Raw genomic sequence first — 19392 nt, forward strand, 5'->3', positions numbered from 1 at the left:
CTCAAACCTCCTGCGCGCGGATGCGTGCGTTTTCGCGGTCCCAAAGCGGGGTGTCGGGCTGCACCGTGGCACGGTAGCTCTGACCATAGATTTCGACCGTAAGTTCGGTACCCGGCACGGCAGCCTCGGCCCGCACGACGCCGAGCGCGATGGAGGCATCAACCCGGTAGCCATAGCCGCCGCTGGTCACCTCACCCACGGCATCTCCGTTCAGGCGCAGCGTGGCCATCGGCGGCGCATCTTGCGGGTTACCTCCGACCACCAACGTCACGAAGCGGCGCTGCGGCCCTGCGTCCCGTTCGGCGATCAGCGCCTCCTTTCCTGGAAATGCCTCCGGCTTGTCGAGACGCAGGAAACGGTCCAACCCGGCCTCCAGCAAGGTATACTCCTGCGACAGATCGCCCTTCCACGTCCGGTAGCCTTTTTCCAGCCGCATGGAATTGAGCGCGAACATCCCAAAGGGCGTGGCCCCGCCCGCGATGACCGCATCATAGATCGCCGGCATGTCTTCGGGGGCCGCGTGGATTTCCCAGCCCAACTCGCCCGCGAAACAGACCCGGGCGAGCAGCGCTGGCTTGCCCTTTACCGACGCCTCTTGATGGCTGAGCCACGGCAGCGCCAGATCGGCCTCCGGGGCCAGCGGCGCCAGCAGGGCGCGGGATTTCGGGCCGCATAGGATCAGGGTCGAGACGGCATCGGTTCGATCCGTCAGGCTGATCGCCCCGTCTTGGGGCAACGCGTCGCGCAGCAATTCATAGTCATGCCATTGCGCGGGAGCGGCGGTGATCAGGGTGAAGTCATCCTCTGCATGGCGCAGGATCGACATCTCGGTCAGCACCCGGCCCCGGCTGTCGGGGAAATAGCCCAGCGTCATCCGCCCGACCTTGGGAAGCGCGCCCGCGATCCGCCCCCGCAGCCATTCCGCGGCCCTCGGCCCCGCAAGCGCGAAACGCGAGAACCCCGGCAGATCGAGCACGCCCACATGGTCGCGCACCGCCGCGACCTCCTCACGAACCCGCGCCGCCCACGGGCCATCCCGGTCCCATGTCTGGGTCGCGGCCTCGGCGGTGTCATCACCGGGTTTGGCAAACCAATTCGCCCGCTCCCACCCGTTGTAGGCCCCCATCTGACCGCCCGCGTCGCACAGCCGGTCGTGCAGCGGCGACAGCTTCTTGTCGCGCCCGGCGGGCCATGCGTAATGCGGGAAATGCATCGCATATTCATGGCCATAGGTCTCAAGCGCCTTGGCGAGGGTAAAGTCGTGATCGGCATAGGCGGTGTAGCGGCGCGGGTCGACATCCCACATGTCCCACTCCGTTTCGCCTTGCGTGATCCATTCGGCCATCACTTTGCCCGCACCGCCCCCCTGCGCGATCCCGAAGGTAAAACTATGCGCCTCAAAGGCGTTCGGGACGCCCGGCATCGGGCCGAGCATCGGCAGGCCATCGGGCGCATAGGGGATCGGCCCGTTGATGACCCGTCCGACGCCGCTTTGGCCCAAGAGCGGCATCCGCCCCATCGCGTCTTCGATATACCATTCCAACCGGTCCAGATCGTCGGGGTAGAGCTGAAAGCTGAAATCTTCGGGCATCGGATCCTCGGGGGTGATCCAATGCGCTTTGCAGTTGCGCTCATAGGGGCCAAGGTTCAGACCGTTCTTGTCCTGCCGCAAGTAATAGGAGCTGTCCACATCGCGGACCATCGGCATCTTATGGCCCTTCTCGGCGGTCCAAGCGGCGAGTTCGGGGATGTCTTCGGTCAGGAAATACTGATGGCTCATCACCACCGCAGGCACGCGGCGGCCCCCATGGGGGCGGAACCATTCGCCGACCCGCTGCGCGTAATAGCCGGCAGCGTTGACCACCTTCTCGCAGCGGATATCGCCCTTTTCGGTATGGACGATCCATTCGCCCCCATCGCGATCTATGCCGGTGGCGGGGGTAAAGCGGTGAATTTGCCCCCCTGCCTCTCGCGCGCCTTTGGCAAGGGCTTGGGTCAGCTGCGCCGGGTCGATGTCCCCATCCAAGGGATCCCACAGCCCGCCAGCTAGGTCGTGCAACTCTATGAAAGGGTTGTGTTCCTTCAATTCGGCGGGGGTGCACATCTCCATCCCCAGCCCCTGCGCGCGGGCCATGGAGGCGACATGTTCAAACTCCTGCATCCGCTCCCGACTATGCGCGAGCCGCAGCGCGCCGGTGACATGATAATTGATCGGATAGCCCACCGCCTCACCCAAACCGCGGTACATCTCAAGCCCGTAGCGCTGCATGTTCATCACCGCCCATGAGTTCGAGAAATTCGGACAGTTGCCCGCCGCATGCCAAGTGGAGCCTGCGGTGAGTTCGTTCTTTTCCAGCAGAACGCAATCGGTCCACCCCGCGCGGGCGAGGTGATAGAGGGTCGAGACCCCAACCACGCCGCCGCCGATGATCACCACCCGTGCCGTTGTCGGAAAATCAGCCACATGCACCTCCTATCGCCATGCACTCACAAAGGGCCTGCCAGAGGCGCCCCCGGTCAGTTGCAGTTCTTTTAAATTGATGAAAACCCGGTTCAGTAAACCGGCGGAGAGATCACCCAGACCACCACGGCGGGCGTGTCGTGCGGGTTGTCCCAAGTGTAATATTCGCCGCGAATGCGAAAGCTGTCGCCGGGGCCAACGGTAAAGCGGCGGTCGGCAATCGTGAGGTTCAACCGGCCCGAGATGACGAAGCCGACCTCTTGCGTCTCCCGCTTCACCGGCGCTTCCAGCCCCGAATAGGCCGCAAAGGTCGAATGGATCACTTCGAAACTGTCGGTCAGATCGGGCGAAAGCAGTTCTTCCGTCAGCCCGTTGGCGGCACTGCCCATGGCCCGCCGCGCCCCGGCCCGCACGACATAGCCGCGCTCTTCGGAGGTCACTGTCGCCTCGCCGAAAAGCAGGGAAATCGGCACGTCCAAAATCTCGGCCATGCGCCGCAGATCGGCGATGGAGGGGGTCGAGATATCGCGTTCGACCTGACTGACCCAGCCAACCGAACGGTCCAACGCCTCGGCCATATCCGCAAGCGTCAGTTTCCGCCCCTTGCGGATCGCGCGCAAATCCGCACCGAGTGAGCGTGGGCCCGTGCCCCCGGCCCCGTACGACTTCGCTCGGGTCATGTGAAAATTCTCTCCATTTTTTCACTGTGGCGCGGAATTCGGCGTCTGGCAAGTGTTTCTCCTTGAAAACGAAGGGTGACGGGCGGGGTTAAGACCGCCCTTTCCAAGGCACCAGCAACCGCTCAGCCTTGCGCATCAGCATGTCGATACCGAACCCGATGATGCCGATCAGGATGATCCCCATAAGCACGATGTCGGTCAGCTGGAATTTGGAGGCGACCATGATCATCATCCCCGCCCCCTTCTCTGCCGCGACCAGTTCGGCGGCGACCACCGTGCCCCAACAGACCCCCATCGCCACCCGCGCGCCGGTGAAAATCTCGGGCAGCGAGTTTGGCACGATGACATGGCGCATGATCTGCGCCTTGGAGGCGCCCAGCGAATAAGCCGCATGGACCTTGGTGATATTCACCCCCGACACGCCCGAACGCGCCGCGATGGCCATGATCCACAGCGCCGCGAGGAACAGCAGGATGATCTTGCCCACCTCCCCGATCCCCGCCCAGATGATCACCAGCGGGATCAGCGCGAGCGGCGGCACCGGGCGCATGAATTCGACAATCGGATCGAACCAACCCCGAAACCAGCCCGACAGCCCCATGGCATAGCCCAGCGGAATGCCCACCAGCGCCCCAAGAGCGAACCCCACCACCACGCGAAACAGCGAATAGCCCAGATGCTCCCACAGGGTGCTGTCGCGGTAGCCTTGGCTTGAGATTTCAGCAAGGCGGGAGACCACGGCTTCGGGGGGCGGCAGCCAGATCGGTTCCATCTGCCAGCCCTTGGCGGGCTCGAAATTCAGCGTGCCCTTGGGCGACATGCCCACACGGCCAAACTCGGTCTGCACCTCGCCACCGGGCGCGATCTTCTGCCCGTTCACGGCAACAACCCGGTGCCCGAGATCGCGGCCCTTCTCGTCATTCTTATCAACACGCAACAGCCCCGAGCGCCAAGCGCCGATGGTGAAAGCGTCATTCTTGGCCCAGCCTTCGCCGGGATCGAGCTGCGGCGTCTCGGCGTCTTCGCCCACCGGATGCACCAGCACCGTGATCGTACCATCATCGCGGGAGCCGTCATCGGCCTCAGCAGTATAGGTCAGCTCAGCCAGCCCCTCGAACGGGCCGGGCGCATGTAAAAATCGGGGCAGCAGGGACGAGCCGGTGAACGCGCCCCACAGCAAGAAGATCGTCAGGATCGAAATTACGCTGGCGGTGCGGTTCGACGTCACCGCGCTTTCGTCGCCAAAGGTTACCGTTTTACGCGCCGCAAAGCCGCTGGCTGTCTGATCGACCACCAAACGGACAAGGAAAAAGGAAAGCGCGAAGATGACGATATAAATAAGCAGGATCAACATCATGCCTCCTCCGTCCGGCCCATGATCTCTTCCTCCATGTCCCAGATCATGCCGAGGATTTCCTCGCGCCTTTCGGCGAATTCCGGGTGTTTCTTGACCTCACGCAGGTCTTGCCCCACGCCCAGATCGGCAAAGGGCAGACGGTATTCGCGGTGAATGCGCCCCGGGCGCGGCGCCATGACCAAAAGCCGCTCGCCGAGCAGCAGCGCCTCTTCGACGGAATGGGTGATCAAGATGATGGTCTTGCCTGTCTCTTTCCACAGTTTCAGCACGAGGCTTTGCATCTTTTCGCGGGTCAGCGCATCCAGCGCGCCCAAGGGTTCGTCCATCAAGATCACATCGGGGTCATTCGCCAGACAGCGCGCCAGCGCCACCCGCTGCTGCATCCCGCCCGAGAGCTCATAGATCGCCTTTTCCTTGAAATCGCCCAGCCCGACGATATCAAGCAGATGGTCAACCTCGGCCCCGTATTGCTTTTCGCTCTGCCCTTTCATGCGCGGACCAAAGCTCACGTTTTCACGCACCGACATCCACTCAAAGAGCGCGCCCTGTTGAAAGACCATGCCACGCTCGGCATCCGGCCCCGTGACACGATGGCCGTTCATCACGATCTCGCCCGAACTCGGGGCAAGGAAACCCGCCACGATATTGAGCAACGTCGTCTTGCCACAGCCCGAGGGGCCAAGGACCGACATCAATTCCCCCTCCGCAAGGTCAAGCGATACGTCCTCAAGCGCCTGCACATGACTGCCATTGGGCAGATCAAACCGCATCGACAGGTTTTCGATTTTCAATCCCGACATGCCGCCCCGCTGCTTATTCGTTTATCGGCGCGCCCCATCTGCCCTGTCCCTCGCAATCAGGCACCGGGCTGCAACGGGGCGGCCTATTTTTGCGCCGCTTGGGTTACATATCGCTCGCCGCTTGCAGCGGGCCGGTGTTCACCGCGTCTTCATAGCTGTCGAGCGCACTGTCGATCGCGCCTGCTTCGACAAAGACATCGGCCACGCCTTTCATGAACTCCTGCGCGCCCCCGCCGAGCCATTTCTCACCCATCTGCTCATCGACCGAAGGGAAGGAGAAGGTCGCGATGGTTTCCATCGTGGCGTCTTCGTCCATACCGGCGTCCTTGGCGATGACAGGCAGCATCTTGCCGCGGTTGGCCTCATCCGCCCACATCGCGTTTGCCTCAGCCGTCACGCTGAGAAAGGCGGCGACCGTGTCAGAGTTCTCGGCCACCCAGGAGGCCGGGCCGGAGGTCACGTCGAAGACAAGAATGCCCAACTCTTCCTTCTCCGCGCCGGTCAGAAGGATATTGCCATGTTCCATCATCCGGCGCAGCGACCCACCCCAGCCGCAGGCCATATCGACCGATCCCTGTGCGATGGCCGCGGCCCCATCTGGCGGCGCCATATCCACCACGTCGAGCGATCCTACATCGACGTCGAAGTGGTTCATTTGTTTGAGAAAACCGTAATGCGCAGCCGTACCGAGCGGCACCGCGACCTTCTTGCCCGTCAGTTCCTCGGCAGAGGATTTGTCGATCTCCAGCGCCTCGCGCACGACGCAATTGTCATTCTCGGAATAGCTGACCGCGACATCGAGAATTTGCAGGTCTTGCCCCGCCGAAGTGGCGACCACGAAGGGCGGCACGCCTTGGCTCAGCGACAACTGCACATCCCCCGAGGCCATCGCCGCCGACATGGCGGTACCGGAATCGAAGCTCACCCAATTCACCGTCGTGCCGAGCGCTTCGTCATACATCCCCTCCGCCTTGGCGTATTGGAACGGCATCGGCCATTCGAGGAAATACCCAACGGTCAGATCCTGCGCGGCGGATTGGCTGACCCCCAGCACAAGCAGGCTGGCGGCGGTGCCCATCAGTTTCACGGTCTTCATGATAGTCTCCCTTGGTTTGTTATGGTCGCGTCTTGCAGTCGAACTCCCGTTCACATGGATCGCGACCATCGGCCCTGTCAGACATCAGGAAGGGCAAGCCCCGGGTCATGTGAAAAAATCCCTCACGATTTCACGATACGGGCGGAATTGAACTTTTCAACAATTTTCTCACGCCGCAGCGCAACATAATTTCAATGTTAAGAAATGTGCGTAGAGATGTGCCAGAACGCGCGTTGTCTGCGAGAATTACGCGGAATTTCTAAACAGAAATTTAATGGTTTTAGCTGACCGTCAGCCTCGACCCAATGATTAGGGGAGTTTTAACCAGTCGGAATGCCCCGGCACGGTCTGGGGCGCTCTTGACCCGCGCGGGCGCGGGTCAAGTCTATCAATACGCTTCTATAACAAGCGCTTACCAGGAGGTGATGACCGTGCCCTGATAGCTTTCATCGATGAAGGTTTTGATCTCATCAGAGTGATAGGCCTTGAGCAATGTCTCAACCCATGCCGCGTCCTCGTCGCCCTTGCGGACGGCGATGACGTTCACATAGGGGTTTTCGGCGCTTTCCATCGCGATGGAATCTTCCTTGGGGCTTAGGCCCGAAGCAATCGCGTAGTTTGTGTTGATCAAAGCCGCATCCAGATCGGCCAGCGAACGCGGCAGTTGCGCGGCGTCGAGTTCTTTGAAGGACAGATCTTTGGGGTTTTCGGTGATGTCGAGGACGGTCGGCACCAGACCTGCGGCCTCATCGACCTTGATCAAACCGAGTTCTTGCAGAACCAACAACGCGCGGCCACCGTTCGTGGGATCGTTCGGAATGCCGAATGTTGAGCCTCCTTCGAGATCGGCAAGATCGGTGATCTTGTCGGAATAGACGCCCATCGGGGTGGTGATCGTGTTGCCGACCACGCTGAGTTCAAAGCCGCGGTCTTTCATCTGCGCTTCGAGGTAGGGCACGTGCTGGAAAGAGTTCGCCTGAATGTCGCCATCGGCGAGCGCTTGGTTCGGCACCACATAGTCAGAGAATTCGACCACATCAATTTCAAGGCCCATAGGCTCCGCGATGCGGGCGACTTCTTCCATGATTTCGGCGTGTTCGCCGGGGGAAACGCCGACCTTGATTTCCTCGGCGGCAAGGCCAGTGGCAATCAGCGCCAGAACGGAGGTGAGTGTTGTAAGACGAAGCATAGTAGTCTCCTTAGATTGAGAGAACGGATGTAAGGCGCGGCCTATTGACCGCCACTTTTGGTGGCCCGTTTATCCACGGCGCTGGCGATACGCTCGCCAATGGACTGCACAAGCTGCACCAGAACGATGAGGATGATCACGACAATCGCCATGACGTCGGGCATAAACCGCTGATATCCATAGCGGATACCCAGATCGCCCAGACCTTCGCCGCCCACGGCGCCGACCATGGCGGAGTAACCGATGAGGCTCACGATGGCGAGGGTCAGGCCCAGTGTGATGCCGGGCAGCGCCTCGGGCAGCAGCACCTTGCGGATGATTTGCAGCGGTGTCGCACCCATGGCGCGCGCGGCTTCGATCAGGCCGGAATCGATCTCGCGGATAGCGTTTTCCACCAGCCGGGCGATGAAGGGCACCGTGGCAATTGTCAGCGGCACGATCGCCGCCGTGGTGCCAATGGAGGTGCCGGCGATCATGCGGGTGAAGGGAATGATGGCCACGACCAGAATGATGAACGGCACAGAGCGCGTGGCGTTCACCACCAGCCCGAGCACCTTGTTCACCCATGGCGACGACAGCAGTTCCCCACGTTGCGATGTGGCCAGAAACAGCCCCAGCGGCAGGCCGAAGAGCGTGCCGAGGATGGCCGAAATCGCCACCATATAAAGCGTTTGACCGGTGGCTTCGATCAATAGGTTAATCAGGTTAGCCGACATAGCCCAGCACCTCCGTCAGAAGCCCGTGTTGTTCCAAAAAGGCCCGCGCTTGGGCGGCCTGTGCCACGGGCATCGACACCAGCAGGTTGCCGAAGGGCCGCGTGCCGATCTCTTCCACCGCACCGGCAAGGATATTGACCGGAATGCCCATTTCTTGCGTCAATCGCGCCAGCATCGGATCGGTGGCATGGGTACCCGCAAATGTGACGCGGATGACCTCTTCGCCCCCTGCCGCGGGCGGGGTTTGGGTCAGGCGGTCTTTGACGAAGGCAGGCAGGGTGACGCCCGTCACGCCCGACAGGAAGGACCGCGTCGTCGCATGTTGCGACGCGGTGAAGATGTCATAGGTCTCCCCATGCTCCACGATGCGGCCCGCGTCGATCACCGCCACATGGCTCGCGATGTCGCGCACCACGGCCATCTCATGGGTGATCAGCAGGATCGTCAGCCCCAGATCGCGGTTAATATCTTTCAAGAGCGCCAGAACAGTTTGCGTGGTTTCGGGGTCGAGCGCCGATGTCGCCTCATCCGAAAGCAGCACCTTCGGCCCGGTGGCCAAGGCCCGCGCGATGCCGATACGCTGTTTCTGCCCGCCCGAAAGCTCCGCCGGATAGCGCCCCGCCTGCGCGCTCAGACCGACACGGTCGATCAGGTCGGCCACGCGCGGCTTGATCTGCGCGCTCGGCATTCCCGCCACTTCGAGCGGCAGGGCGATATTGCCCGCCACGGTGCGTGAAGACAGCAGGTTAAAGTGTTGAAAAATCATGCCAACGTCACGACGGATCGCGCGCAGCTTGCCGCCCTTGGCGCTGCCTACATCCTCACCCCCGACCAGCACTTTGCCGGTCGTCGGACGCTCCAACCCGTTGACCATCCGCAACAGGGTCGACTTGCCCGCCCCTGAACGCCCGATGATCCCGGTGATGGAGCCGGGCGCCACGTCAAGGGAAATCCCTTCGAGCGCGTTCACGGTCGCACCGCCCGCTTTGGTAAAGGCCTTGCCGACCTTGTCAAAGGCGATCGAGGCGCCTTCTGTCGTGATATCAGTCATTTTCCGTCCGGATCGGGGTGGGTTTCGAGTGGTGCCCCCGTAGATAGAACCCCTGCGGGCGATGCAAGGCATGATCATGCATAGCTGCCTTGTTTCTCGGGCCTATCTCTCGCCGCCGCATTCGCCCCTTGTGCCGCAAACCGATGGGGATGATTATATTCACGAATCGGAATGAATGATGGGAGGAGATCGGATGAAGATTAACAGACGGATGGTGCTGGCCGGAATGGGGGCGGCCGCCCTCGCCCAAACGCCGCTGCGCGCTTTCGCGATGACCTCGGCCCAGATCGGCGGCTATGAGTTCATCAGCGTAAGCGACGGCAATCTGGTGCTGCCGCGCAGCTTTTTCTTCGAAGGTTTGCCGCAAGACGCACTGGCGGAGGCCTTGGCACCCTTTGACCTGCCCCAAGACCAGTTGGAACCACCTTGCAACCTCACGCTTTTGCGCAATGACGAGCGTGTGATCCTCTTTGACGCGGGCGCGGGCCCTGCCTTTATGCCCTCCGCCGGGGCACTGCTCGACAGCCTTGATGCCGCAGGCGTCGCGCCGGAGGCGGTGACCGATGTGGTCTTTACCCATGGCCACCCCGACCACCTGTGGGGCGTGCTGGACGATTTCGACGATCTGGTTTTTCCCAATGCGCGCTACCATATGGGCCAAGTTGAATGGAACTATTGGCGCGATCCGGCGACGGTGGACCGGATTGGTGCGGCCCGCGCCGCCTTTGCCGTGGGGGCCGCGCGGCGGTTGGCGGCGATTGAGGATCGGCTGAGCCATTTCGCCGACGGGGACGAAGTGCTGCCCGGGATCACGGCGCAGGCCAGTTTCGGCCATACGCCCGGGCATATGTCCTTCCTTCTCGGCACGGGCGGTGATGCGCTGTTGATCGGCGGCGATGCCATTGGCAACCACCATCTTGCCTTTGCCCGTCCGGGCTGGGCCAGCGGATCGGACCAAGACCCCGAGAAAGGCGCGAGGACCCGGCAGCGCTTGTTGGATCGGTTGGCGCAGGAGCAAATCTGGCTGATGGGCTTTCACCTGCCGCAGGGCGGATTGGGCCGTGTCGAACGCCGTGGCGAGGGCTATCGTTTTCTGGGGGCCGCACAATGAAGCACCTGATTTACGCCGCCGCCCTTCTGCTCGGCTCGCACGTCATGGCCAGCGAGGATATCGCCGATAAATACCCCGGCTCCCTGCTCTACGACAAACCCTATGAAGTCATTCCCGGCGTCTTTTCAGCCATCGGTGCGACGGCCCCGCCCAGTTATGAAAACGCGGGCCATAACAATAACCTGAGCTTTATCGTGACCGGCGAAGGCGTTGTCGTAATCAACGGCGGCGCGGCCTACGGGCTGGCCGCGGCGCTACATGAAGAGATCAAGGCCGTGACCGACGAGCCGGTGAAATTGGTCTTTAACGAGAACGGTCAGGGCCACGCGGTTCTGGGCAACGGTTACTGGGCTGAGCAAGGCGTGCCGATCGTCGCGCATGCAGACGCCGCGCATGAGGTGGAGCGCTTTGGCGGCAGCATTCTGGAGGCCATGCAGCGCTACAACCGCGACCGGGCCGAGGGGACGGAGGTGCAGCTGCCAACCGAGACCTTCGAGGATGAATATATCGTCGAGAAGGGCGATTTCCGCATCGAGGCCCGCCACCTCGGCCCGGCCCATAGCCCCGGCGATATCGTGATCTGGCTGCCGAAGCAGAGCCTCGTGATCTCGGGCGACATGGCCTTTCATGAGCGCATGCTGCCGATCTTTCCCGACACGATGACCGCCGAATGGATCGAGACTTGGGAAACCGCATTTGAGCCGCTTGGGGCGCGTTATGTGATCCCCGGTCACGGGCATCCGACCAATATGGCGCAGGTCCGTCGCTTCACCCGGGATTATCTGTTCTACCTCCGCGCGCAGATCGCCGCCCATCTGGAGGCGGGCGGCGGTCTGGCCGAGGCTTACTATGTAGATCAATCGCCCTATGCGGGGCTTGATACTTTCGAGGAATTGGCGACGAAAAACGCAGGCCGCGTTTTTGAGCAGATGGAGTTCGAGTAGTGCGCCCCGCTACTTCCCCGCAAGGCTGAAGGGCTGTGATGCGGCCCCGTCGCGATACCAGCGCATGATCTTGCGGCGCTCTTCTTCCTCCATGAAGGACACATTGGCGGGGGGCATGGCATTGGTCACCCCCGCTTGCAGATAGATCTGCCGCGCGGCGCGGGCGATGTCCGCGGGTGTTTCAAGCAGCAGCCCTTTGGGCGCGCGGTGGATACCGTCGTAGAACGGCTCCCGCGCATGGCACATGGCGCAACGCCCCGGCACGATATTGGCCACCTCGTCAAACCCCTCGGCGCTGGCGAAAAGCTGCTCTGTCTCTGTCAGCGCGCGGGCCTCTGCCGCCTCGATATCGTCTTGCATCAAGGGCGCGGTTGAGAGCCACATGATCGCCACGAACAAAAGCGCGGTCACGCCCCATGTCCAATGCGGGCCCTTTCCGGTCGCGTGCATCGTGTTGAAGTAATGCCGGATCGTCACCCCCATCAGGAAGACCAGCGCGGCAATCAGCCAGTTGTACTCGGTCGCAAACGCCAGTGGATAGTGGTTGCTAAGCATCAGGAAGATGACCGGCAGCGTCAGGTAGTTGTTGTGGGTCGAGCGCAGCTTGGCGATCTTGCCGTATTTCGCGTCCGGCGTGCGCCCTTCTTGGAGGTCCTTCACCACGATGCGTTGGTTCGGCATGATGATGAAAAACACGTTCGCCGTCATGATCGTCGCTGTAAATGCCCCCAGATGCAGCAGCGCCGCGCGGCCCGTAAAGACTTGGTTGTAGCCCCAGGCCATGGCCACCAGTAGCACGAAGAGAAGCAGCATCAGCACCGTGGGCCGGTTGCCGAGCTGCGATTTGCACAGGAAGTCGTAGATCAGCCAACCCAGCGTCAGCGAACCCGCTGAGATCAGGATACCTTGGAAGACCGAGAGGTCCGCCTTGGAGGGATCGATCAGGTAGAGCTCCGCGCCGGCCCAATAGACGACCATCAAGAGCGCCGCGCCCGACAGCCACGTCGAATAGCTCTGCCATTTGTGCCAGATCAAGTGCTCGGGCATGTTTTCCGGCGCCACGAGGTACTTCTGGATATGGTAGAAACCGCCGCCATGGACCTGCCATTCCTCGCCAAAAGCGCCCGCGGGCAGATGCGGCACCTTGCGCAGGCCGAGGTCGAGCGCGATGAAGTAGAAGGACGCGCCGATCCATGCCATGGCGGTGATGACATGCACCCAGCGGATGGCAAAGCCGATCCAATCCCAGATGATGGCTAAGTCGTGCATGAGGTCTCTCCGGATGATTCACCGGGCAGACTATTCAATCGCGGATTTTACCGCTAGATTTGGCATTCCCTAAACTCTATCAAAAGTTCCCGATAAATGTCCTATTTCGACAACATCCGCACCTTCGTGCGCGTCTACGAGCTTGGCAGCATGTCGGCGGCGGCGCGCGACCAGCGGGTTTCTCCGGCGGTGGCCTCGGCGCGGATCACGCAGCTTGAGGGGCATCTGGGCGTACGATTGTTCCAGCGCACCACACGCAGCCTGTCGGCCACCGAACAGGGGCGGATTTTCTACGATGGGGCCTGCAAGATCCTCGCCTCCGTGGCCGAGGCCGAGGCGGGTATCGAAGACGTCACTGACAATCCGCGCGGCACGCTGCATGTGGCGGCCCCCTTGGGCGTGGGGCGGCGGCTGATCGCGCCGCATGTGCCTGCGTTTTCAGAGGCTTATCCGCTGGTAGATGTGCGTCTGCGCCTCAGCGACCGCAAGCTCGATCTCACTGCCGAAGGGTTGGACGTGGCCTTTTTTCTGGGCCGCCCGCAGGATTCTACACTACGGATCCGCAAGGTGGCCGATTGCGAGCGCGTGCTCTGCGCCAGCCCGGCCTATGTCGCGGCGCATGGGCATCCCCGCTCGGGAGCCGAGATCGACCGCGGCCAGCACAATTGCCTTAACCTGCGCTTTCCCGGCGCGACCGAGTTTCAATGGCAGCTACAAGGCCCTGAAGGCGCGGTGAAATACGATGTGCGCGGGCGGTTTGAGAGTGACGATGGCGACGTGCTGACCGATTGGGCGCTTGCCGGCGCGGGCATCGCCATGAAACCAATCTTTGAGATCGCCGAACATTTGCAAAGCGGCGCTTTGGTGCGGGTCGTGGAAGACACGCCGCCCCTGCCCGTTCAGATGGCCTGCCTCTACACCCATCGCCGCCATCAAGACCCGAAAACACGGCTCTTCATGGATTTCATGATCGCGCGGATGGAAGACGCGCTAAAGGTCTAGCTGCCCCGATAGGTGGAATAGCCGAAGGGCGAGAGCAGCAGCGGCACATGATAATGCGCGGCCTCAGACATGCCAAAACGCAGCGGGACGACATCCAGAAAGCGCGGTTCCTCTGCCGGGACGCCCTGCGCGTCGAGGTAATCGCCGCAGTGAAACAGCAGCTCATAGGTGCCGGTCTGGAACTCCGCCGCAGGCAGGATCTGCTCATCGGTGCGGCCATCGGCATTGGTGGTGAGGCTGCGTAGATGGGTGCGGCTGTCGCCCTCCAAACGGTAGAGGTCGATCTTCAGCCCCGCCGCCGGGCATCCGCGCGCGGTGTCCAATACATGTGTTGTCAGATAGCCTGTCATCATACCCTCCGTGCCTAACCCTTGATCGCCCGAGCCGTGGCTGAGCGAAAGTACCCTTTTCACGATAGTCTTTCAGGAATTAATTGAAAGCAATCCAAGACCTTCCGGTCTAGACAGAGAACGACAGAAGGAGAACGACATGACTCGCTACCCCCGCGACATGCAGGGTTACGGCCCCACCCCCCCAGATGCACAATGGCCCGGTGGCGCGAAGATCGCCGTGCAACTGGTGCTGAACTACGAAGAAGGCGGTGAGAACAACATCCTGCATGGGGATGCGGCATCAGAAGCGTTCCTGTCCGAGATCGTCGGCGCCGCGCAATGGCCGGGCCAGCGTCATGCCAATATGGAATCGATCTATGAATACGGCGCCCGCGCCGGGTTCTGGCGGCTGCACCGTTTGATGAAGGACCTGCCCGTCACGGTCTATGGCGTCGCCACGGCGCTGGCGCGCTCGCCCGTGCAGGTCGCCGCGATGATCGACGCCGGCTGGGAGATGGCGACCCACGGTCTGAAATGGATCGAACACAAGGACATGGCAGAAGACGCAGAGCGCGCGGCCATCGCCGAGGCGATCCGCCTGCATACCGAAGTGACAGGCCAAGCGCCGCGCGGCTTTTACTGCGGGCGCTCGTCCGAGAACACGCTGCGCCTTGCGGCAGAGACCGGGCAGTTCGCCTATGTCGCCGACGCCTATGCCGATGATCTGCCCTATTGGATGGAGGTCGGTGACCGCGACCAGTTGATCGTGCCCTATACGCTCGACGCCAACGACATGCGTTTCGCCACGCCGCAGGGGTTCAATGCGGGCGCGCAGTTCTTCGACTACCTCAAAGCCAGTTTCGACGCGCTTTACCGCGAAGGGGTCGAGGGCGCGCCGAAGATGCTTTCGGTCGGGTTGCATTGCCGCCTGATTGGCCGCCCCGGCCGGGTCGAGGCGCTGCGCCAGTTCATCGACTACGCCCAAAGCCATGAGGGCGTCTGGTTCGCGACCCGCGAGCAGATCGCAGATCATTGGGCCGCCACCCATCCGCACCAGCGCCGCGCGCGTCCCAGCCAGATGGACCGCGAGACCTTCGTCGCCAAATACGGCAGCATCTTTGAGCACTCCCCATGGATCGCCGAAGGCGCCCATGCGCTGGAACTTGGCGCGGGCCATGACACCGCCGTCGGCCTGCACAACGCTCTGGCGCGGATCTTCCGCTCCGCCTCAGATGCGCAGCGCCTCAGCGTGCTGCAGGCCCACCCCGATCTGGCGGGCAAACTGGCGCAGGCCAAGCGGCTGACGGCTGAGAGCACCTCGGAACAGGCCGCGGCCGGACTGGATGCGCTGACGGACGATGAGCGGGAGACCTTCACCCGGCTCAACGAGGAATATGTCGCCAAACACGGCTTTCCCTTCATCATCGCCGTGCGCGACCATGACAAGGCCAGCATCCTCGCCGCGTTCCAGCGCCGTATCGGCAATGACCGCGACACCGAGTTCGCCGAGGCCTGCCGTCAGGTCGAGCGCATCGCGCAGTTGCGGCTGAAGGACATGCTGCCATGAGCCGGCAACTGGTCCTGCAGCCTCTGACCGCGGAGGCCTTTGCGCCGTTTGGCGAGGTGCTCGAGGTAAAAGGCGCGCCGGACAAGATCATCAATCAGGGGCTTTGCGGGCGGCATCACGATCTAGCCGATCTCGACTTTGGCGGGGGGCGTGCGGGCATCAGCGTCTTTAACGCAGAGCCGCGCGCCCTGCCCTTCAGCCTTGAGATGGTCGAGCGGCATCCGCTTGGCGCGCAGGCTTTTCTGCCGATGCACCAAAACCCCTATCTGGTGGTCGTCGCCCCCGATGACGCAGGCCGCCCCGGCCCCTTGCAGGCGTTTCTCGCAGGCCCCGGTCAGGGCGTGAACTACCGCCGCAATACATGGCACGCGGTTTGCTGCCCGCTGAGCGCCCCCGGTCTTTTCGCCGTGGTCGACCGGATCGGCGAAGGCGACAATTTGGAAGAACATTGGTTCGATCAGCCGTGGGAGGTGGTCGCAGCCAAGGAATAACCGTCATGCCCTCAGCAGAAGCGGCAGTCGGGATCGGTCAATAGGGAGAATGACATGACTGACGCTTCACTGGGCACGCCGGCGCAACTGCGCGACCCGAATTATACCCCCGCCCTGTCCAAGGCCGTGCCCTTGGGCATTCAGCATGTCTTGGCGATGTTCGTCTCCAACGTGACCCCCGCGATCATCGTGGCGGGGGCTGCGGGCTTTGGCTTTGGCTCGGACGCCGGGGCGCAGGGGTTTCCCGACATGACCTATCTGATCCAGATGTCGATGCTCTTCGCGGGCATCGCCACGCTGTTTCAGACCATCGGCATGGGTCCGGTGGGCGCGCGGCTGCCGATTGTGCAGGGTACGAGTTTCGCCTTCCTGCCCATCATGATCCCGCTGGTCGCGGGCAAAGGGGTCGAGGCGCTGCCCGCGCTCTTTGGCGGCGTGCTGGTCGGCGGGCTGTTTCATGTGCTGCTGGGTACTTTCATTGGGCGCATTCGCTTTGCCCTGCCCCCGCTGGTAACTGGGCTGGTGGTGACGATGATCGGCCTCGCGCTGGTCAAGGTGGGCATCCAATATGCCGCCGGGGGTGTGCCTGCGATCAACAGCCCCGAATACGGCAGCCTATTGAACTGGTCGGCGGCGCTGGTGGTGATCGTGGCGACGCTGGGGCTGAAGTTCTTCGCCCGGGGCATGCTATCGGTCTCCGCCGTGGTGATCGGCATTGGGGTGGGCTATCTTTATGCGCTGGCGATGGGGATGGTCACCTTTGAGGGCATCACCACTAGTTGGAATCGCGCCGCCGCCGTGGCGCTGCCCGTGCCCTTTGCGTATGGGTTCGAGTTCAGCTTCGCCGCCATCGTCGGTTTCTGCCTGATGGCCTTCGTCTCGGCGGTTGAGACCGTCGGCGATGTCTCGGGCATCACCAAGGGCGGCGCGGGGCGTGAGGCGACGGATGCCGAGATCACGGGTGCCACCTATGCCGACGGTTTGGGCAGCGCGGTGGCCGGGGTCTTTGGTGGGTTTCCCAATACCTCTTTCAGCCAGAACGTCGGCCTCATCGCCATGACCGGCGTGATGAGCCGCCATGTGGTAACCGTGGGCGCGCTGTTCCTGATCCTTTGCGGACTGGTGCCGAAAGTAGGCGCGGTGATCCGCACCATTCCCATCGAAGTGCTCGGCGGCGGGGTGATCGTGATGTTCGGCATGGTGGTCGCAGCGGGCATCTCGATGCTGTCGGACGTGAACTGGAACCGCCGCAATATGGTGATTTTCGCGATCTCGCTCTCGATCGGTCTGGGGCTGCAGCTCGATCCCAAGGCGGTGCAATACCTGCCCGACACGCTGCGCGTGCTGATGACCAGCGGGCTGCTGCCTGCCGCGCTGATCGCGATCGTGCTGAACTTGGTGTTGCCTGAGCAATTGTCGGATGAGGCGACGGAGGAGGTCTCCGGCGGGCTTTCGGGGCATGGTTCGGGGTCGTTGGAGAAGCGGGTTTGATGATGAAGGGGCGCCCGATGTGGCGCCCTTTTCTTTGGGGGGCTGAGATTACCACCCCGGCCCGGAATCAAGCCGCAGGCGCCGGGCCATCGCCTGCCCGCCCGGACGGGTAGGCGATCTGGGGAGGCTAGGCGCGACCTTGGTGCCGCTGATCACGGTTGAACCATAAAGTGGCATGGGCCGACCTCAGGATCGCCGACCCGCGGGCAGGCGCTGGCCCTCACCGCTTCACCGCAGCTTCATATGCCGGTTCACATCCTTATAAAGCAAATACCGGAACGGCCCCGGTCCGCCCGCGTAGCAAGCCTGCGGGCAGAAAGCGCGGAGCCACATGAAATCACCCGCTTCGACCTCGACCCAATCCTGATTGAGCCGGTAGACCGCCTTGCCCTCCAACACATAGAGCCCGTGTTCCATCACATGGGTCTCGCAAAAGGGGATCACCCCACCGGGCTGTAGCGTGACGATAGTCACATGCATGTCGTGGCGCAGATCCTGCGGATCGACGAACCGCGTCGTCGCCCAGACCCCATCAGTATCGGGCATCACATTCGGCTCGATGTCCTGCTCGTTCAGCACGAGCGGGTCGGGGCGGTCCAACCCCTCCACCGCCTCATAGGCTTTGCGGATCCAGTGAAAGCGCGTCACCGCGCCGCTGTCGTTTTTCAGCGTCCAATCGGCCCCCGCGGGGACATAGGCATAGCTGCCCTCGCGCATCGCGTGCTGCTGGCCATCAACGGTCAGGGTGAAGCCACCCTCGACCACGAAAAGCACCCCCTGCGCCTGCGCATCAAGCTCAGGCCGCTCGGAGCCGCCACCGGGCTGCACTTCCATGATATATTGCGAGAATGTCTCGGCAAAACCGGTCATCGGGCGGGCGATAACCCACAGCCGTGTGCCCTCCCAGAACGGCAGGAACGATGTCACGATATCGCGCATCGTGCCGCGCGGGAGAACGGCATAGGCCTCTGTAAAGACGGCGCGATCTGACAAAAGCGTTTTTTGATCCGGGTGGCCGCCGGTGGGTGCGAAATAGCTTGGGGGGGTCATCAACTCTCTCCGTCGGGATGGACTGCAGAATTGCCGCTTCCCAGGCCGAGGCCAAGGGTTTTATCGCTGAAGGATTGTTCGGGGATATTTGATAGTCCCGACCCCGCTTAGGGCTGAGTAACAGACCGGCCCCGCCTGCCGGGACCGGTCTGCGCAGAGAGCAGCCTCAGAAGAAAGCAGCCGCTTCCAGCTCAACTGTAATCACCCCGATGATTGCGCCGTTCGACGGTTCCGTGATCGGCATCGAGACGCGGCTTTGATGGGCCTTCGACCTCTCGTCAACGGCCACCTGATCAATCACGAAAATCCCCGAGGGCGGCGAAAAACGGTTGCTGTTCTTGGGCTTGCCGCCCTTGAAATAGACCGAGGCGCTGCCGGTGGAGACCACGGTCAGCCCATAGGCATCCAGCAAAGTCACCCCGGCGATCTGACCCTCGGCGCGGGCGATCTGCGTTTGGAGAAAGGCGGCAGCAATCGGAGCTTTCAGCTGGGGCACCCCGGCGCCCGGCCCGGTGACTGCCGCCGGCGTGACCGCCAGCGCATTCATTTCGCGGTGCCGCTCATTCTGCTGTGCGATCGCATCGACGATGCGGGCATCATTGACCCAAGACAGCAATTCGCGGTCGATGTAATCGGTCACCGCCCAAGGCACTTCGGAGGCGGAAACCTTGAGCCCGGAACACAGGATGAAGATGAGCGATACAAGTGGCAGGTGTCGTAGCATCGGGGAGCCCTCATGAGGTAGGCGGCACAATACCGCGGGAGAGCTACACCCTAATCCTTGA

At 62.3% G+C, this 19392-nt stretch carries 18 protein-coding genes; 6 read left to right on the top strand and 12 right to left on the bottom strand.

Features of this window, described 5'->3' with window-relative positions; translation table 11 throughout:
• Position 1: 1 nt before the first annotated feature.
• The 8 genes from ACGYKA_RS11605 to ACGYKA_RS11640 form a co-directional block, all read right to left on the bottom strand.
• Positions 2-2464 (bottom strand): FAD-dependent oxidoreductase, encoded by a 2463-nt coding sequence (locus ACGYKA_RS11605; protein WP_271687303.1) that lies wholly within the window; start codon positions 2462-2464, stop codon positions 2-4.
• Positions 2465-2553: 89 nt separating this feature from the next.
• The gene (locus ACGYKA_RS11610; RefSeq protein WP_394409266.1) at positions 2554-3141 is read right to left on the bottom strand and encodes a helix-turn-helix domain-containing protein; all 588 of its coding nucleotides are present in this window, start codon (positions 3139-3141) and stop codon (positions 2554-2556) included.
• A gap of 88 nt (positions 3142-3229) precedes the next feature.
• Entirely contained in the window at positions 3230-4495 is a 1266-nt protein-coding gene (locus tag ACGYKA_RS11615) for an ABC transporter permease (protein ID WP_394409263.1), read from the bottom strand.
• Positions 4495-5298 (bottom strand): taurine ABC transporter ATP-binding protein, encoded by an 804-nt coding sequence (locus tag ACGYKA_RS11620; RefSeq protein ID WP_394409260.1) that lies wholly within the window; start codon positions 5296-5298, stop codon positions 4495-4497. The genes ACGYKA_RS11615 and ACGYKA_RS11620 overlap by 1 nt, the downstream gene beginning before the upstream one ends.
• 103 nt (positions 5299-5401) lie before the next feature.
• Positions 5402-6394 (bottom strand): ABC transporter substrate-binding protein, encoded by a 993-nt coding sequence (locus ACGYKA_RS11625; RefSeq protein WP_394409258.1) that lies wholly within the window; start codon positions 6392-6394, stop codon positions 5402-5404.
• A 412-nt stretch (positions 6395-6806) separates the two neighbouring features.
• Positions 6807-7583 carry a MetQ/NlpA family ABC transporter substrate-binding protein gene (locus tag ACGYKA_RS11630; protein WP_394409255.1) on the bottom strand — a complete coding sequence of 259 codons (777 nt, stop codon included), beginning with the start codon at positions 7581-7583 and terminating at the stop codon, positions 6807-6809.
• Positions 7584-7624: 41 nt separating this feature from the next.
• Positions 7625-8299, bottom strand: coding sequence for a methionine ABC transporter permease (locus tag ACGYKA_RS11635; RefSeq protein ID WP_394409252.1), 675 nt, complete (start codon positions 8297-8299; stop codon positions 7625-7627).
• Entirely contained in the window at positions 8289-9350 is a 1062-nt protein-coding gene (locus ACGYKA_RS11640; RefSeq protein WP_271687312.1) for a methionine ABC transporter ATP-binding protein, read from the bottom strand. The genes ACGYKA_RS11635 and ACGYKA_RS11640 overlap by 11 nt, the downstream gene beginning before the upstream one ends.
• 193 nt (positions 9351-9543) lie before the next feature.
• Here ACGYKA_RS11640 and ACGYKA_RS11645 point away from each other — a divergent pair, with 193 nt between their 5' ends.
• Together ACGYKA_RS11645 and ACGYKA_RS11650 are read left to right on the top strand one after the other, a co-directional pair.
• Positions 9544-10461 (top strand): MBL fold metallo-hydrolase, encoded by a 918-nt coding sequence (locus tag ACGYKA_RS11645; RefSeq protein WP_394409249.1) that lies wholly within the window; start codon positions 9544-9546, stop codon positions 10459-10461.
• Complete coding sequence (locus tag ACGYKA_RS11650) at positions 10458-11405, top strand: MBL fold metallo-hydrolase (RefSeq protein ID WP_394409246.1); 948 nt, start codon at positions 10458-10460, stop codon at positions 11403-11405. The genes ACGYKA_RS11645 and ACGYKA_RS11650 overlap by 4 nt, the downstream gene beginning before the upstream one ends.
• A 9-nt stretch (positions 11406-11414) precedes the next feature.
• On the opposite strand, the gene ACGYKA_RS11655 is transcribed toward ACGYKA_RS11650, so the two are convergent.
• Positions 11415-12674 (bottom strand): urate hydroxylase PuuD, encoded by a 1260-nt coding sequence (locus ACGYKA_RS11655; RefSeq protein WP_394409243.1) that lies wholly within the window; start codon positions 12672-12674, stop codon positions 11415-11417.
• 96 nt (positions 12675-12770) lie between these two features.
• On the opposite strand from ACGYKA_RS11655, the gene ACGYKA_RS11660 reads away from it, so the two are divergent.
• Positions 12771-13676 (top strand): LysR family transcriptional regulator, encoded by a 906-nt coding sequence (locus ACGYKA_RS11660; RefSeq protein ID WP_394409240.1) that lies wholly within the window; start codon positions 12771-12773, stop codon positions 13674-13676.
• On the opposite strand, the gene uraH is transcribed toward ACGYKA_RS11660, so the two are convergent.
• Positions 13673-14026, bottom strand: a complete 354-nt coding sequence (gene uraH, locus ACGYKA_RS11665) for a hydroxyisourate hydrolase (RefSeq protein WP_394409741.1) — start codon at positions 14024-14026, stop codon at positions 13673-13675. The genes ACGYKA_RS11660 and uraH overlap by 4 nt on opposite strands.
• A gap of 139 nt (positions 14027-14165) precedes the next feature.
• Between uraH and puuE the strand changes: the two genes are divergently transcribed.
• Genes puuE through ACGYKA_RS11680 form a run of 3 tightly spaced genes read left to right on the top strand, consistent with a single transcriptional unit; the run spans position 14166 to position 17557 of the window.
• On the top strand, positions 14166-15575 hold the full coding sequence (gene puuE, locus ACGYKA_RS11670; RefSeq protein WP_394409237.1) for an allantoinase PuuE: 1410 nt from the start codon (positions 14166-14168) through the stop codon (positions 15573-15575).
• The gene (locus ACGYKA_RS11675) at positions 15572-16066 is read left to right on the top strand and encodes an ureidoglycolate lyase (protein ID WP_394409234.1); all 495 of its coding nucleotides are present in this window, start codon (positions 15572-15574) and stop codon (positions 16064-16066) included. The genes puuE and ACGYKA_RS11675 overlap by 4 nt, the downstream gene beginning before the upstream one ends.
• A gap of 54 nt (positions 16067-16120) precedes the next feature.
• A complete protein-coding gene (locus ACGYKA_RS11680; protein WP_271687322.1) occupies positions 16121-17557 on the top strand; it encodes a nucleobase:cation symporter-2 family protein in 1437 nt (478 codons plus the stop codon).
• 228 nt (positions 17558-17785) lie between these two features.
• Here ACGYKA_RS11680 and ACGYKA_RS11685 read toward each other — a convergent pair whose 3' ends face one another.
• Positions 17786-18607, bottom strand: coding sequence for a bifunctional allantoicase/(S)-ureidoglycine aminohydrolase (locus ACGYKA_RS11685; protein ID WP_394409231.1), 822 nt, complete (start codon positions 18605-18607; stop codon positions 17786-17788).
• A 166-nt stretch (positions 18608-18773) separates the two neighbouring features.
• Positions 18774-19331 carry a hypothetical protein gene (locus ACGYKA_RS11690; protein ID WP_394409228.1) on the bottom strand — a complete coding sequence of 186 codons (558 nt, stop codon included), beginning with the start codon at positions 19329-19331 and terminating at the stop codon, positions 18774-18776.
• Between the last annotated feature and the right edge of the window lie 61 nt (positions 19332-19392).

The sequence above is a fragment of the Sulfitobacter sp. 1A15106 genome, assembly GCF_043556995.1.
GTDB classification, from domain to species: Bacteria; Pseudomonadota; Alphaproteobacteria; order Rhodobacterales; family Rhodobacteraceae; genus Sulfitobacter; species Sulfitobacter faviae.